The 14,045-nt window shown below is 65.1% G+C and carries 18 protein-coding genes; 11 read left to right on the top strand and 7 right to left on the bottom strand.

The features are described 5' to 3' along the window. From ACZY0B_RS19605 to ACZY0B_RS19595, 3 genes are all read right to left on the bottom strand, one after another. Nucleotides 1-321: acyl-CoA dehydrogenase family protein (locus tag ACZY0B_RS19605; RefSeq protein ID WP_463765872.1), on the bottom strand; the 321-nt coding region annotated here is incomplete at its 3' end. After that, nucleotides 305-1,303: an acyl-CoA dehydrogenase family protein gene (locus ACZY0B_RS19600; RefSeq protein ID WP_463765871.1), complete on the bottom strand. Its 999-nt coding sequence runs from the start codon at nucleotides 1,301-1,303 to the stop codon at nucleotides 305-307. The genes ACZY0B_RS19605 and ACZY0B_RS19600, both read right to left, overlap by 17 nt. A 127-nt stretch (nucleotides 1,304-1,430) precedes the next feature. Then, nucleotides 1,431-2,087, bottom strand: coding sequence for a nitroreductase family protein (locus ACZY0B_RS19595; protein WP_463765870.1), 657 nt, complete (start codon nucleotides 2,085-2,087; stop codon nucleotides 1,431-1,433). Between the two features lie 92 nt (nucleotides 2,088-2,179). Here ACZY0B_RS19595 and ACZY0B_RS19590 point away from each other — a divergent pair, with 92 nt between their 5' ends. The 7 genes from ACZY0B_RS19590 to ACZY0B_RS19560 all read left to right on the top strand — a co-directional run bounded on the left by ACZY0B_RS19590 (nucleotide 2,180) and on the right by ACZY0B_RS19560 (nucleotide 7,444). Further along, complete coding sequence (locus ACZY0B_RS19590; protein WP_463765869.1) at nucleotides 2,180-2,311, top strand: hypothetical protein; 132 nt, start codon at nucleotides 2,180-2,182, stop codon at nucleotides 2,309-2,311. Between the two features lie 18 nt (nucleotides 2,312-2,329). Continuing rightward, entirely contained in the window at nucleotides 2,330-2,722 is a 393-nt protein-coding gene (locus ACZY0B_RS19585) for a carboxymuconolactone decarboxylase family protein (RefSeq protein WP_463765868.1), read from the top strand. Nucleotides 2,723-2,727: 5 nt separating this feature from the next. Continuing rightward, on the top strand, nucleotides 2,728-3,636 hold the full coding sequence (locus ACZY0B_RS19580; protein ID WP_463765867.1) for an NAD(P)-dependent oxidoreductase: 909 nt from the start codon (nucleotides 2,728-2,730) through the stop codon (nucleotides 3,634-3,636). Nucleotides 3,637-3,895: 259 nt separating this feature from the next. Beyond that, complete coding sequence (locus tag ACZY0B_RS19575; RefSeq protein WP_463765866.1) at nucleotides 3,896-4,987, top strand: amidohydrolase family protein; 1,092 nt, start codon at nucleotides 3,896-3,898, stop codon at nucleotides 4,985-4,987. 29 nt (nucleotides 4,988-5,016) lie between these two features. Next, complete coding sequence (locus tag ACZY0B_RS19570; protein WP_463765865.1) at nucleotides 5,017-6,162, top strand: amidohydrolase family protein; 1,146 nt, start codon at nucleotides 5,017-5,019, stop codon at nucleotides 6,160-6,162. Nucleotide 6,163: 1 nt separating this feature from the next. After that, nucleotides 6,164-6,562, top strand: a complete 399-nt coding sequence (locus ACZY0B_RS19565; RefSeq protein WP_463765864.1) for a Rieske (2Fe-2S) protein — start codon at nucleotides 6,164-6,166, stop codon at nucleotides 6,560-6,562. Between the two features lie 15 nt (nucleotides 6,563-6,577). Then, a complete protein-coding gene (locus ACZY0B_RS19560) occupies nucleotides 6,578-7,444 on the top strand; it encodes an alpha/beta fold hydrolase (RefSeq protein WP_463765863.1) in 867 nt (288 codons plus the stop codon). A gap of 5 nt (nucleotides 7,445-7,449) precedes the next feature. Here the strand turns inward: ACZY0B_RS19560 and ACZY0B_RS19555 are convergent, their stop codons facing one another. Then, nucleotides 7,450-7,923 (bottom strand): hypothetical protein, encoded by a 474-nt coding sequence (locus ACZY0B_RS19555; RefSeq protein ID WP_463765862.1) that lies wholly within the window; start codon nucleotides 7,921-7,923, stop codon nucleotides 7,450-7,452. 36 nt (nucleotides 7,924-7,959) lie between these two features. Between ACZY0B_RS19555 and ACZY0B_RS19550 the strand changes: the two genes are divergently transcribed. The 3 genes from ACZY0B_RS19550 to ACZY0B_RS19540 are packed head-to-tail and all read left to right on the top strand — an operon-like array spanning nucleotide 7,960 to nucleotide 10,773. After that, nucleotides 7,960-9,276 (top strand): NADH-ubiquinone oxidoreductase-F iron-sulfur binding region domain-containing protein, encoded by a 1,317-nt coding sequence (locus ACZY0B_RS19550; protein WP_463765861.1) that lies wholly within the window; start codon nucleotides 7,960-7,962, stop codon nucleotides 9,274-9,276. Further along, nucleotides 9,273-9,569, top strand: coding sequence for a ferredoxin (locus ACZY0B_RS19545; RefSeq protein WP_463765860.1), 297 nt, complete (start codon nucleotides 9,273-9,275; stop codon nucleotides 9,567-9,569). The genes ACZY0B_RS19550 and ACZY0B_RS19545 overlap by 4 nt, the downstream gene beginning before the upstream one ends. A 28-nt stretch (nucleotides 9,570-9,597) precedes the next feature. Then, nucleotides 9,598-10,773 (top strand): acyl-CoA dehydrogenase family protein, encoded by a 1,176-nt coding sequence (locus ACZY0B_RS19540; RefSeq protein ID WP_463765859.1) that lies wholly within the window; start codon nucleotides 9,598-9,600, stop codon nucleotides 10,771-10,773. A 9-nt stretch (nucleotides 10,774-10,782) separates the two neighbouring features. Here ACZY0B_RS19540 and ACZY0B_RS19535 read toward each other — a convergent pair whose 3' ends face one another. The 3 genes from ACZY0B_RS19535 to ACZY0B_RS19525 are packed head-to-tail and all read right to left on the bottom strand — an operon-like array spanning nucleotide 10,783 to nucleotide 13,430. After that, nucleotides 10,783-11,739 carry an LLM class F420-dependent oxidoreductase gene (locus ACZY0B_RS19535; RefSeq protein WP_463765858.1) on the bottom strand — a complete coding sequence of 319 codons (957 nt, stop codon included), beginning with the start codon at nucleotides 11,737-11,739 and terminating at the stop codon, nucleotides 10,783-10,785. A gap of 12 nt (nucleotides 11,740-11,751) precedes the next feature. Further along, nucleotides 11,752-12,495 (bottom strand): hypothetical protein, encoded by a 744-nt coding sequence (locus ACZY0B_RS19530; protein ID WP_463765856.1) that lies wholly within the window; start codon nucleotides 12,493-12,495, stop codon nucleotides 11,752-11,754. A gap of 11 nt (nucleotides 12,496-12,506) precedes the next feature. Next, nucleotides 12,507-13,430 (bottom strand): NAD-dependent epimerase/dehydratase family protein, encoded by a 924-nt coding sequence (locus ACZY0B_RS19525; RefSeq protein WP_463765890.1) that lies wholly within the window; start codon nucleotides 13,428-13,430, stop codon nucleotides 12,507-12,509. A gap of 186 nt (nucleotides 13,431-13,616) precedes the next feature. On the opposite strand from ACZY0B_RS19525, the gene ACZY0B_RS19520 reads away from it, so the two are divergent. Next, nucleotides 13,617-13,937: a hypothetical protein gene (locus ACZY0B_RS19520; RefSeq protein WP_463765855.1), complete on the top strand. Its 321-nt coding sequence runs from the start codon at nucleotides 13,617-13,619 to the stop codon at nucleotides 13,935-13,937. The last annotated feature ends 108 nt before the right edge of the window (nucleotides 13,938-14,045 follow it).

Below are 14,045 nucleotides of genomic sequence, written 5' to 3'. Positions count from 1 at the left end.
ACCGAACGACAACAGCGAGGCGCCAACGATATTCACGCCCTGCGGGTTGAAGCTGTGGTAGATCCGGCGCCGGCTGAGTTCCTCCAGGTAAACGAACTGCTGAATGACGGTCGCATTCCGCCCGCCGAATTCCGGTGGCTGGCTGGGCAGCAGCCAGCCGTTGTCGAACAGCAGCCGTTGCCAGTCGCGCGCCCACTGCGGCATGTGCGAGACCGATCGCGGACGCTCGAGCGTTTCGCTTGCGGGAGGCAGGTTCTCGTCGAGAAACGCCGAGAACTCGGCCCGGAACTCCTCGACCTCGGAATCAAAAGTCAGCTGCACGGTATTCCTCCGCGATCCGCGCCCGGTGCTCGGCGGCGCCGCCAAGCAGCAGCTCACCCGCTTTGGCCCGTTTCAGCGCGAACTGCAGGTCGTTCTCCCACGTGAAGCCCATCGCGCCGTGCAGCTGCAGGCCGTGCCGGAATACCAGCGACTGGCACTCCCCTGCCGACGCTTTGGCCATCGCGGCGGCCAGCCGGCGGCGGGGATCGTCGGCGGCGATCGTCAACGCGGCGAAATAGGCCAGTGCGCGTGCGCGTTCCACCGCGACGTGCATGTCGGCGGCCTTGTGCTGCACGGCCTGGAAGGAGCCGATGGGGACGCCGAATTGCTGACGGCTTTTGACGTGTTCGAGCACCAGGTCGAGGATGCGTTGGCAGGCGCCGACCATCGTGATGGCCATGCCGGTCAGCGCAAGATGATGCGCGCGCTCCGCGTCGGCGGTCAGCCGGTCGCTCTCGGGCACCCGAACCCCGGCGAACGACAGGTCGGCGACGTGCAGCACCGGGTCGAACACCGACGCGCGCCGGGCCGACACCTGACTGGACGCGACGAGGAACACCCCGGCGTCGGTCACGACGGCCAGCCGGTCCGCGCGATCACCGTCGAGGACGTGGCGCGCCGTTCCGTCCAGCACCCAGCCGTTGGCGTCCCGGTGCGCCGTGACCCCGCTGTACACCGCGGTACCTGACTGGTGTGGGTCGAACCGGTCGGCCGCGAGAGGAGCGAATTGGCTCATCGTCGCCAGGAACGGAGTGGGATCGGTTGCGCGGCCGAGCTCTTCGAGCACGATGGCCAGCTCCACAGCGCTGTCCGAATCGTTGAGCTCGGTCCAGCCCTGATCCACATACGATTTCCACAGCGGGCTCGGGTCTACGCCATCCTCGGCCACGCTTCGAACCAGCGACGGCGGGCACTGCTTTGCGACGGCGTCGCGCACCGTGTCCTGCCACAGTCGCTGATCAGCATCGAACTCCAACAGCATCGGGGCCGCCTCCTGTCGTCGCCGCCCTCGCGAGAATACCATTCTCTCTTGCGGAAGTAATAATCTCGGATTCGGCGTATGACCTATCGATGAGTGTTAACCGCGACCTGCCGGCTTGGTTCGCCGGTCAGCCCGCGGGAGCTGAAAAAAGACCGCCGGCGGACTCATCCCAGCGGTCGAGATTGACGAACTCGGCAAGCGGGCGGCGACGCAGCGGACCATGCTTGCCCGCGGGCCACCCGATCACGATGTGGCCGGCAACCAACCAACCCTCGGGCACCCCGATGGCGTCCCGCAGCAGCTGCTCGCCGCCATACGAGGCCCAGCTGGTCATGCACGCTCCGAGGCCCTGGGCGCGAGCGGCCAGCAGGAAGTTCTGCATGGCGGGAAAGATCGATCCGCCGAGCAGCAGTTCGGATGCCGTCGGAAAGTGCTGCTGCGCGAACAGGACAGAAGTGAATTCGCCTGCCCGGTCATGCAATTCGTAGGTCGCCCGGTAGGTGCGGGCACGCCGGCTGAAGTCGTCGGCGGCGGGCCGCGTCATTCCGTAGACCGGCTCGATCACTTCCAGCGCGTGCGCCGCAGCCTTGGCCACGACGGCCCGCTGCTCGGGTGAGCGCAGCACGACGAAACGCCAGCCTTGCGCGTTGGCGCCCGACGGAGCCCACCTCGCCGCTTCCAGGCACCGCGCCAGCGTGAGGTCGTCGACCGGCTCGTCGGTGAAGCGCCGGATCGTCCGGGCCGTCGACATCACTTCCCAGATGTCGCTGCTCGCTCCCGTCATGGTCACTCCCTTTCGGCACCGGCCATCCTGATGCAACTATTCACTAGCGTCCAGCTAACCGTTGTCGCGACGAACTAAGTCAAGGGGTCACCGTGACCATCACACAGTCGTTCATCGACGGCGAATCCGTGGCCTCGGCAGACGCCTACGACAACATCGACCCGGCCACCGGACGATCCCTGGACATGTTCACCGCCACCAAGACCGTCGTCGTACGCCTGTAAACGTTAAGGAGAAGACCTTTGGATCGCGAAACATACCAGCGGGGACTGGAAATCCGCTCCGCGGTGCTGGGCGAGGCATACGTCAGCCGGGCACTGGCCGACGCCGACGAATTCACCAAGCCCCTGCAAGATCTCGTTACCGAGTACTGCTGGGGCGGGGTATGGGGCCGAGATGGGTTGCCCCGCAAGACGCGCAGCATGCTCAACTTGGCGATGATCCCGATCCTCAACCGGCCGAACGAATTACGGACGCACATCAAGGGAGCGCTGACCAACGGCGTCACTCGCGAAGAGATCTGCGAGATCTTTCTTCAGGTGGCGATCTACGCGGGTGTCCCGGCCGCTGTCGACAGCTTCCGGATCGCGCGTGAGGTGTTCGCCGAACTGGACCAGAGCGCGGACGAGGGCTAACAGCCGTGGCCGAGATCGGGTTCATCGGGTTGGGAAACATGGGCTTTCCCATAGCATCTCGGCTCATCGGCGAAGGCAATGACGTCATCGCTTTCGACACGAGCAGCACGGCACTGGACCGCGTCGTCTCGCTCGGCGCGCGGGCCGCATCGTCGGCCAAAGAGGTCGCCGATCGCGCGGAAACCGTGCTGGCCAGCCTCCCGTCGCCGGCGGTGTCGCTCGAGGTCGCCACCGGGGCCGGGGGGGTGATCGAGGGCTCGCGGGTCAAGCGCTATGTCGACTTGTCAACCGTCGGCAGCCGAACCGCCGCGCAGATCCACGACCTGCTGGCCGGGCGGGGCATCGCCGCGCTCGACAGCCCGGTCAGTGGCGGTGTCGGTGGAGCCGAAAAGGGTGCGCTCGCCATCATGGTGTCCGGACCGCGCAACGAATTCGATCAGATACGACCGGCCCTCGAGGCGATCGGCCGCCCGTTCTACATCGGCGAGAAACCCGGGTCGGCGCAAACGATGAAGCTCGCCAACAACATCCTGGCGGCCAACGTCTTGGTCGCGACATCAGAAGTCGTCGTGATGGGCGTGAAGGCCGGTCTCGACCCGGCCGTGATGGTCGAAGTGCTCAACGCGGGCTCGGGCGGAACGAGCGCCAGTCGCGACAAGTTTCCGCGCGCGATACTGCCTCGCACTTTCGACTACGGCTTTGCCACCGGCTTGATGGTCAAAGACGTCCGGCTCTATCTCGACGAAGCCAAGGCGCTCGGCGTGCCGGTCGACGTCGCCGAGACGATCGGCCGGCTTTGGGAGAAAGCCGCACTCGACGAAGGCGCCGACTCGGATTTCACGGCCGTCATCAAGCCGTTCGAAAAGGCAGCCGGCGTCACCGTCGGCGGCGTCGACGACGCCGGGACTCGATAGGGCCGGCGTGACACTGCTCGCCGACTCTGTAACGGCGGCGTAGCAGCCCGTCGCTCTCCAACCAGGGCCGAGAATGGTATTATCCGGATTGAAGAACGACTATTGCTCCGATGGTGACAATACCAGCAACTACCAGGGCGAATCGTTAATCGAGACGCTTACCGGAAACCATTGATCGGCAGCCGACAAGAATGTTAGATTATCTATCTTATGACCAGGTTTGGCTCACCTTGGCTACCGGAAACGAAGGGTGGCTGTCGTGATCGAACACGCTGACGGGACGAGCACACCGCTCATCGACGCGAGCGTGCACATTTTCTTCCCGTCCAACAAAGCGCTGCGCAAGACCCTGCGTGAGCCGTTCAAGAGCCGCGGGTTCCCCGATTACGAGATGGACTGGTACGGCGCACCGGGCGGCGAGTACGCGCCCAACACCGAGGGCCCCGATCGCCAGTACCCCGGCTCGGATCCAGAATTCGTTGCCAATGAACTGTTTTCGAAGCGCGGAGTCGACGTTGCGGTGCTGCACCCGGCGGGCCGCGGCATCATGCCGGACCGGCACCTGGGCAGCGCGCTGCACGCCGCGCACAACGAGATGATGGTGGCGAACTGGCTGGAGTCCAGTCAGTTCGGCGAGCGGTTCCGCGGCACCATCCGGGTGAACCCCGACGACATCACCGGCGCGCTGCGCGAGATCGAGAAATGGCGCGGGCATCCGCGCGTGGTGCAGATCGGCGTTCCGCTCCAATCCCGCGAGGTCTACGGCAAACCACAGTTCTGGCCGCTGTGGGAAGCCGCGGCCGACGCCGGCCTTCCCGTTGCCGCGCACATCGAAGTCGGCTCGGGAATCGCCTTTCCGCCGACACCGAACGGCAACACCCGCACCTACGAGCAGTACGTCAGCTTCATGGCGCTGAACTACCTGTACCACCTGATGAACATGATCGCCGAGGGTGTGTTCGAGCGCTTCGACGGTCTCAAGTTCGTCTGGGGAGATGGCGCCGCGGACTTCATCACGCCGTTCATGTGGCGGATGGACACGTTCGGCCGTCCGCACCTGGAGCAGACGCCATGGGCACCGCGGATCCCCAGCGACTACCTGCCCGGCCACGTGTATTTCATTCAGGGCAGCCTCGACGGTCCCGGCGACACCGAGTTCGCCGGCGAATGGTTCGGCTTCACCGGCAAAGACGACATGGTGATGTTCGGCTCGAGCTACCCACACTGGCAGTGCGGTGACGTCAAGAAGCTGCCCGCAGCGCTCTCGGCCGAACAGCGCGAAAAGCTGTGCTGGCGCAACGCGGCCCAGCTCTACGGCATAGACATCCCCGCCGCCGTAGGCGCACAGTAGAAGTAACGCGGCAGACTGAGGAGACCCAGATGACGTTGACCCATTCGCAGGAGCGGGTTCCCGCTACCGAGCGCATAGCCGTCCGATGCGTCGATTCGGATGTCCACCCGGCGCCCAAGCGCGGCGAGCTCGTCCCATACATCCCCGAGCCGTGGCGCAGCAAATATTTCCTCACCCGCACCGTGGGTGAGCAGATCTACTATGACGCCCCCGACTACGCGCACTCCTACGCGATGCGGGTGGACTCCTTCCCATCCAACGGCGAATTCCCGTGCAGCGACCCGGATATGGCGTTTCGCCAGTTGATCATGGAGGCCGGCTCCGACATCGCGATCCTGGAACCCGCCGCCTACCCGGCCCGCATCCCTGAAGCGCAGCACGCGATGTCAGCCGCGCTGAACGACTGGCAGGCCAATCACTGGCTGGACAGTCACAACAACTGGCACCAGCGGTGGCGGGGTTCGATTTGTGCCGCCATTGAAGACCCGGAAGCGTCCGCGCGCGAGATCGAGAAGTGGGCCGGGCACCCCTACATGGCGCAGATTCTGATCAAAGCCGAGCCACGTCCGCCCTGGGGGAACCCCAAATACGACCCGATCTGGGCGGCCGCCACCAAACACGACATCACCGTGAGCTGCCACCTGTCGCGCAGCCAGTTCGACGAGCTACCGATCCCGCCGGTGGGATTCCCCAGCTACAACCACGACTTCATGGTGACCTACTCGTTGCTGGCCGCGAACCAGGTGATGAGCCTGATCTTCGACGGCGTCTTCGACCGGTTCCCCACGCTGCGGATCGTGTTCGTCGAGCACGCGTTCAGCTGGATCCTGCCGCTGATGTGGCGGATGGACGCGATCTACGCAGCACGCAAGTCCTGGGTGGACATCAAGCGCAAGCCGTCCGAATACGTCAAGGACCACATCAAATTCACCACCCAGCCGCTGGACTACCCCGAGGACAAGACAGAGCTGACCCGCGCGCTGGAATGGATGGAGTGCGAGAAGATCCTGCTGTTCTCGTCGGACTACCCGCACTGGACATTCGATGACCCGCGCTGGTTGGTCAAGCACCTGCCCAAGCACGCCCGCGACGCGGTGATGTACAAAAACGGCATCGCCACCTATCACCTGCCCGAGACCGTCCCGGTCCTCGAGGGCCAGACCCGGGTGCTTTGAATTGACGGAAGAAACCAAACGGCCCGAGCCACGTCTTGCCCAGGGCCGCGAGCATGTCGTCGCCACCGTAGACGAGATCGCGCCGGGCACGCACAAGCTGGTTCCGATCGGACGTCACGGCGTAGGGGTCTACAACGTCAACGGCACCTTCTACGCGATCGCGAATTACTGCCCCCACCAAGGCGGGCCGCTGTGTTCCGGACGGCCCCGGGGACGCACGATCGTCGACGAGACCGCTCCGGGTGACGCGGTCATGGTGCGCGACCTGGAATACATCTACTGCCCTTGGCACCAATGGGGTTTCGAGCTGGCGACCGGCACCACTGCGGTCAAGCCGGAATGGAGCATCCGCACCTATCCGGTGCGCATCGTCGGCAACGACGTTCTCGTTCAAGCCTAACTACAGGAGAATCGCGTGCCTTCAATCGAGATCAACGGGGGAAATGTCGTTTACGAAATCCTCGGGGATGCAGGCGATCTCATTACCTTGACGCCGGGCGGGCGGTTCAGTAAAGAAATCGAAGGTCTACGTCCACTCGCGGAGGCCCTGGCGGCGGGCGGCTACCGGGTGCTGCTGTGGGACCGGCCCAATTGCGGCGCCTCCGATGTGCAGTTCTACGGGCAAAGCGAGTCCCACATGCGCGCCGAGACGCTGCACAAGCTGGTGACGGGGCTCGGCTTCGAACGCTGCATCCTCGCCGGAGGGTCCGGCGGCGCAAGGGATTCCATGTTGACCACGATGCTCTACCCCGAGATGGTCACCAAGCTAGTGGTGTGGAACATCGTCGGCGGCATCTACGGCAGCTTCGTACTGGGCTCCTTCTACATCATCCCCAGCATCCTCGCGGTACGCGGCACCGGCATGGACGGCGTGGTGAAGGTATCGGAATGGCGCGAGCGCATCGAGGAAAACCCGGCCAACAAGCAGCGGTTCCTCGACTTCGACAAAGACGATTTTCTCAAGCTCATGCTGCGCTGGCTCAACGCTTTCGTTTCCAAGCCGGGACAGACGATTCCGGGTGTCGAGGACGAAATGTTCGACCGAATCAAGGTTCCCACGTTGATCATTCGTGGCGGCGAAAACGACATGGATCACCCCAAGCGGACGTCGCTGGAAGTCAGCTGCCTGATCAAGGGATCGAAGCTCATCGACCCACCGTGGCCCGAGGACGCCTGGGAACGCGCCTCCGAGGAGCGCGCGGCGGGCAGGGTGAAACACTTCAACATGTTCGACACCTGGGTGCAAGCGGCGCCCGCGATTCTTGAGTTCCTGGGCTCGTAATGGCGCTACACGGTGCGAATGTGGACCTCACAGTTGAGCGACGCTTCCAGCGCCGTGTGGACCCGGCTTTCCGGAATGCGTTCGAGGTCGGCCTCCCGCAGCGTCACATGGACGATGTCGAATCCATCGTCGCCGGGCGTGCGCACGATGTCCCCGGTGAGGCCGAACGCGGACAGCACACCGTGCGCGTCGGCGTCGGTCCCCCGGCTGACAAACGTGATCACGCCCGGGACCGGGGTGGCGCCGAACACTTTGGTGCACAACCCGATTGCGGCTTCCTTGGCCGTGTCACCGTCTTCGGCCGCGATGAGCAGTTCGACTTCACGACGGCCGACCGGCATGGACGCAGGGTCATTCTCGACCACGCCCGCTCCGGCATTGGCCGCGAGCTCGAGGAGTGCTGCCATGCCGTCACGTAGTTGCGCGGGCGTGAGCACGCCTTCCGGGTCGACGTTGACACGGACCACCGCAGTTCGCATGGGCGCAAGCCTAACTAAGACGATGGCAGGCCAGTTTTGAACACCACCCAGTCCACGCCCATCACCACCGCCACCTTTCCCGGGTGCACGCCGCGGCTACTGAGTGAGCAAGCCGGCCAGGCCCGCGAGGACCTCGCGGCCTATCAGCGGCTCGGCGGTTATCGCCCGCTCGCCGATGCCGACGCGTTTCTGAGCGAGGTCGAAGCCAGTGGCCTCGTCGGCCGGGGCGGCGCGGCCTTTCCGCTCGCGGTCAAGTTGCGGGCGGTGCGCGACAATGGGCGCTTGATGGCGGACGCCGGCGTCCCCGTCGTCGTCGCGAATGGCGAAGAGGGAGAACCGGCTTCGATCAAGGACCGCTGGCTGCTACGCAACCGCCCCCACCTGGTGCTGGACGGATTGCGGTTGGCCGCGGCGATCGTTGCCGCTGACCGCGCCTATGTGTATGTGTCCGACCCGGAGTCAGCACACAGCGTCGAAACGGCGCTCGGCGAGCTCGATCCCGGCACACTCGGCGGCGTCGCGGTCCGCGTGCTGACCGTTCAGCCCGGATACGTGGCCGGCGAGGAGACCGCCGCGGTTCGGATGATCAACGGCGGCCCGGCCAAGCCGACGGACAAGCCGCCACGCCCGTTCGAAGCGGGCGTCGACGAACGGCCCACATTGGTCAGCAATGTCGAGACGCTGGCCAATCTGCCCTACCTGCAGGGCAACGGCTCGGCGGCATTCCGCTCGCAGGGCACGCCGCTGTCGTCGGGCACTTTCCTGGCCACCATCACCGGGGGCGGTAAGCCGCCGGTTCTCTACGAGCTTCCCCACGGCCTGGCGTTCACCGAATTGCTTGCGTTGCATGGTATTACCCCTGAGCAGGTGCGGGGCGCGCTGATGGGCGGGTACTTCGCCGGGTTGCTCAACCGCACCGTGCTGGAGACCACGCTGGACCACGAGACGATGCGACGCCTCGGCAGCGGCCTGGGCTGCGGTGCGGTCTCGGTGCTCACCGACGATTGCCCCGTCGCGGTGGCGGCGTCGGTGCTGGCCTACTTCGACCGCGAGAATGCCGGGCAATGTGGATCGTGCTTCAACGGGACCGCGGCGATGGCCGCCGCGGCCGGCGCCCTGCGCGACGGCGCTGCGACGAAAGAAGATGTCGACCGATTGCGCCGCTGGTCGGTGCTGCTGCGCGGGCGCGGGGCCTGCGCGACGCTGGATGCCGCCACCAATGTGGCTGCCAGCCTGCTCGGTCAATTTCCGGCCCAAGTCAGCGCGCATCTCGACGGCACCTGTCCGGACTGCAGCGGCGGCGCATTCCGCGCCGACCGACCGTATGAGGCGGAAGCGGTGAGGCACGCATGAAAATCCGCCTGGACCGCACCGTTTGCGACGGCTTCGGTATCTGCGCCAAACACGCGCCCGGATACTTCTCGCTGGATGACTGGGGATACGCGGCCCTGATCGGGGATGGCACCGTGGCCGAGGCGGATCGCGACGACGTCATGCGGGCGCTGTGGGACTGTCCGGTGCACGCCATCACCGAGATCGGTGAACGCCGAACCAGTGCCTCCCATCTACCTCTTGCCGACTCAGACGATCCAGCCGAGCATCTCAAAACCGAAGACAACGAAGCCGAATGGGGATTCACCCGGTGAGCATTCCCGGCTCTGTTTCGTAGCATTCATGCAACTCACTTTTGACGCCGAGGTGGAAGCTTTTCGCGCGGAATTCGTCGGCTTTCTCGACGAACATCTGCCGACGCAGGCACAGGCCGCCGAACGGGCTACCTCGTCATCGCACGTACCCGAGTGGTCGCGCCGCTGGCAGCGACTCCAGTTCGAGCACGGCTGGCTGCTGCCCGGTAACCCACCCGAATTCGGCGGCCGCAATGCCAATATCCTGCAGCAATTCGTGCACCGCGAGGAGCTGTCGCGGCGTCGGATCTATCACTGCTTCAATCCCCAAGGCGTCGGCATCATCGCGGCGTCGCTGCTGTCCTTCGGGACCGACGAGCAGAAGCAGCACTGGGCGGTACCGATTCTGCGCGCCGAGATGACCGCGTCACTGGGAATGAGCGAACCGGGAGCCGGCTCTGATCTGGCCGGCCTGCGAACACGGGCGGAACTGGTCGGCGAACACTTCGTGGTCACCGGGCAGAAGGTCTGGACCTCCGGCGCCCACGATGCCGACGTCATCCTGACCTTCGTCCGCACCGATCCAAACGCCCCCAGGCACAAGGGAATCAGTGCGCTGCTGATTCCCACCGACACTCCCGGGGTGGTGTGTCGTCCCTTCGCCTCGGTCTACGACCGCGACGATCTGGACTTCAACGAGGTGTTCTTCAATGACGTACGGGTACCCGCGGAAAACCTTGTCGGCCCGCTCGGTGGCGGCTGGCAGGTCGCGAACGGCTCGCTCGGTCACGAACGCACCTTGATGTGGATGGCCTTCGCGAACCGGCTCGAGCAGCTTCTCAAGGACTACCGGCCGGCCGACGAGGTCAACGCCGACCACTACGCCACCATCGCGATGGACTACTACGCGCTGCGGCTGCTCGGCTCGAGGGCGCTGGGCCGGGCGGCCCGCGGGGAGGTAGACGTAGCGGGCTTGTCCGTGCTGAAGGTCTTCGGCTCGGAGGCCGAACAGAGCGCACTGCGGCATGCGCTGGACGCGGCCGGGGTCGACGGGTTGCGCGATACGGTACTCACCGCGCCGTACAACCCTTACGCCCCAGGCCTTTTCACCGCCAGCTGGTTCAGCCGCTACATCAGCAGTTACGCGGGCACCATCGCGGGCGGCACCTCGGAGATTCAGCGCAATATCATCGCCCAGCGAGTGCTGGGTCTGCCTTCGCGATGATTACGGCGATCATAAAGCGGGGCACAGGGACGACAGAAACTCCTGGGTCCGGCGTCGTGAGTCGATCCGTTGGGTTGTGTCCTTGCCCAACGGCACAATTCGCGCCGCCAGATCGGTGACACCCGCGTCGCGATAGCTGCGCAGCCGGTTGAGGATTGCCGACTCGTCGCCCGCTGCCATGGTGTCTCCGACGTCCTGGGCGTCACCGTGTTCCAGCAGTCGCACATAGTTAGGCGAGAAATCGGCGTGCCCGAGCACCTCGCTGGCGTAGCCGCGAGCATCGTCCGCCTCGCTGTCAGAGCAGATTGCGACGGGCACACCGGCCACGACCCGCGGCGCGGGCCGTCTCGCGTCGGTAGCGGCCGCGGTGATGCGCGGAACGACGTGGTCGCGGATCGCCCGCTCGTCCGCCATCCAGAGCACCGTGCCGCCGGCCCGCTCCCCCGCGAGGCGCAGCATGGACGGCCCCAACGCGGACAACAGAATTGGAATCGCATAGCTGTCCGTCACATCCAACGGCGAGTGCACGGAAAAGCTGCCGTTGTCGACGTCGACCGTCCCCGGCCCGGCGAACGACGCGTCGAGCACCTCGAGGTAGTCGCGCATCACGCGCGCCGGATGCTGGTAATCCAATCCGAGCTGACCATTGACGACCCAATGATGCGACGGCCCGATCCCAAGCGTGAACCGCCCGCCGCACGCGATCTGGGTGGTCAACGCTTGCTGCGCCATGATCATCGGATGACGGGTCTGAATCGGGACGACCGCCGTGCCGATTTCGATACGATCGGTTGCCTGCCCGATCAGCGTCACAGCCGTCATCGCGTCGAGGTAGCCGGGAACCTGCGGCATCCAAAACGAGGTGAAACCACCGCTTTCGGCCGCGGCGGCATCGGCGACCAGTCCCGTCAGCCGGTCGGCACGCGAGCGCTCCTTGTCGGAGCCAACCATCAAGCCGATGCGCATGCGGTCCATTGCTTACGGGACATACCGATCCCACTCGTAGGGCACGACCGCGAAAAACGGTGCGGCAAATAAGGGTTCGACGTCCGACTGGGCCCCACGTGCCGTCAGCACCGGCCGCAGCCGTTCCGCGGTGGCGACCGGGTCGTCATCGAGAAAGCAATACGTGATCGACTGATCCCCTTGAGCACTCGCCAAATTGGCGTCGACCCGACGCGACAGCGCGGACCAGACACCGGCGACACCCTCGACCTCAAGCAGCGGATCCACCGATGCCGAACCTCGCTCGACCAGCAGGAACGCACCTCGCGCCGGCAGCCAGGGCAGCACGTCCGATCCGACCTTGACCCGCGGCGCGGCCGCCCGGCTGCGGACCTCGTACACGCCCCGTTCCACCGGCGGCAGCAATGGGAGTTTGCGTCCGGCATTTCCCAGTGCCGTTGACAATTCGTTGAAATCACGAAGTCCGGCCGCGTCGGTGAAGAAGTACGTCATCACGTGGTCGACCGCGTCCAGCGGCCCGCCGCTGACCGCACGCGCGGCGCGGCAGGCCGGTGTGGACACCAGCCGCAACGAGGCTCGCACCGCGGCCAGCCGATGCTGCTCCGGGCGATGATCCAGGGTGTGCCAACGCAGGTAGTCGGCGTCCGTTCCGTCGGGATGACGAGTCGCCATGGAGACGAACAAGGTGGTGATCTCTCCACGCCCGGTGGCGAGGATATCCGCGACCTCGTCCGATGGCGTGCCGGGAAGCTGCATCGCGTGCGTCCTTAACTCCTGATCGAATCATGCCGGGGCAGCGGAATTTCCGGGTGTCGGGCCGCGATCATGCGCCGGAAACCCTCGCGCCACGGCACCTTCGTGCGGCCGAGTACGTCGTGCATGTGGGTGACATCCGGCCACAACGGTGTGTGCGCCGCGGGCGTGTATTCGAAGATCGGCTCGACACCGACCAGCTCACCCATGAACGTGCAGTAATCCTCGACGCTGACCGTCTCGCTGCCGGCCCAGTTCACCACGACCGGCGGCACCGCGGCGACCTCCATGGCCCGGATGCCGAGTTCCACGTAATCGTCTTCGTAGATCGGGTTGTAGTTGTTCGGCTTGTCGGGATGCAGTCGAATTGGCTTGCCCGCCAGCATCGCATCGAGACGGTCGGCGGGGGCGCCGCCCTGAGGGCCATACGTCGAACAGATCCGGATGATGGTCAGCGGTATCCGGTAACGCCGGGCGATCCACGTGCAAACCGCCTCCGCCGCAACCTTGGACATGCTGTAGTTCGCCCGCAGTGGCACCCCCGGCGGATCGCTCTCGGTCAAAGGTCGCTGGCCCTGGTAGGCGTAGATCGAGCCGGTGGAGCAGAAGACGAAACCCTTGGCAGCGCGGCAGTGGTGGAGCAATTCGCCGGACATCTGCGCGTTCGTTTCGATGCAGCGGCTCCAGTCGTCGGCGCCGGGATCCACGGCCGCATGGAAGACGTAGGTGAAATCGTCAGGGAGACCGGAGAAGTCGCCGGTGCTGATGTCCAGCGCGACGGGCAAGATGTCGGCACCGACTAGTTTTTCCCGGGCCGCGGGGTCTTTCAGGCGGGCGGCCCCCCATACTTCGTTTCCCGCCGCTGCCAGGGCACGCGCGATGGGGAACGCGATCTTGCCCGTCGCCCCAGTGATCAGGATCTTCTCCGCGTCGAGCAACAAGCCCTCCCAGTGTGAAGTACTTGATATACGTTTGGAGCATAACGTCCAGCCGATCGGAGATGGCACGGGTGGTCGGGCTCGATGTTGTGCCGCCCCCGGGATGTTGCTTACCTGGTCGTGGCGATGTCAACGAAATAAGCTGGAACGAAGCAAAGGTCGGGATGGACCAATGGGAGGCCCACCATGAGGTGGTTTGTTCGTCGTTTGACTGCCGCCATCGCGGTCGTATTCATGGCGATGGCGGTTGCGGTGATCGCGACGCCGGGTATCAGCTCGGCGCAGTGCGATCCCAAAATGTCGTGGAACGAGGCGACCGGCGAGTGCAAACAGCCAACGGCGCCGCCAGCGTGGTACGTGCCCCCGGCGCCCTACGCGCCGTCATTCGCCGGGCAGGATGTGCCGCCGCCTCCCCTTCGGCCTTCGTGGTCACCGAACGATCCGATGTGGAGTGTCGGCTTTCACCAGTGGGGTGCCTATTTCAACGGCGTCTGGGTGCCGTACTGACGGCAGGCGCCCACCCACCTGACATGCAGCACGAGCAATGCAACGCGTCTGGATCGCGCCTGCTGGACAGTGATAACGTAATTCTCCGATTCGTATAACGGCCCTACC

The sequence above is a fragment of the Mycobacterium sp. IDUB_19 genome, assembly GCF_055419445.1.
The sequence above is the reverse complement of the archived record's forward strand: the minus strand, read 5'-3'. Positions and strand labels throughout refer to the sequence as shown.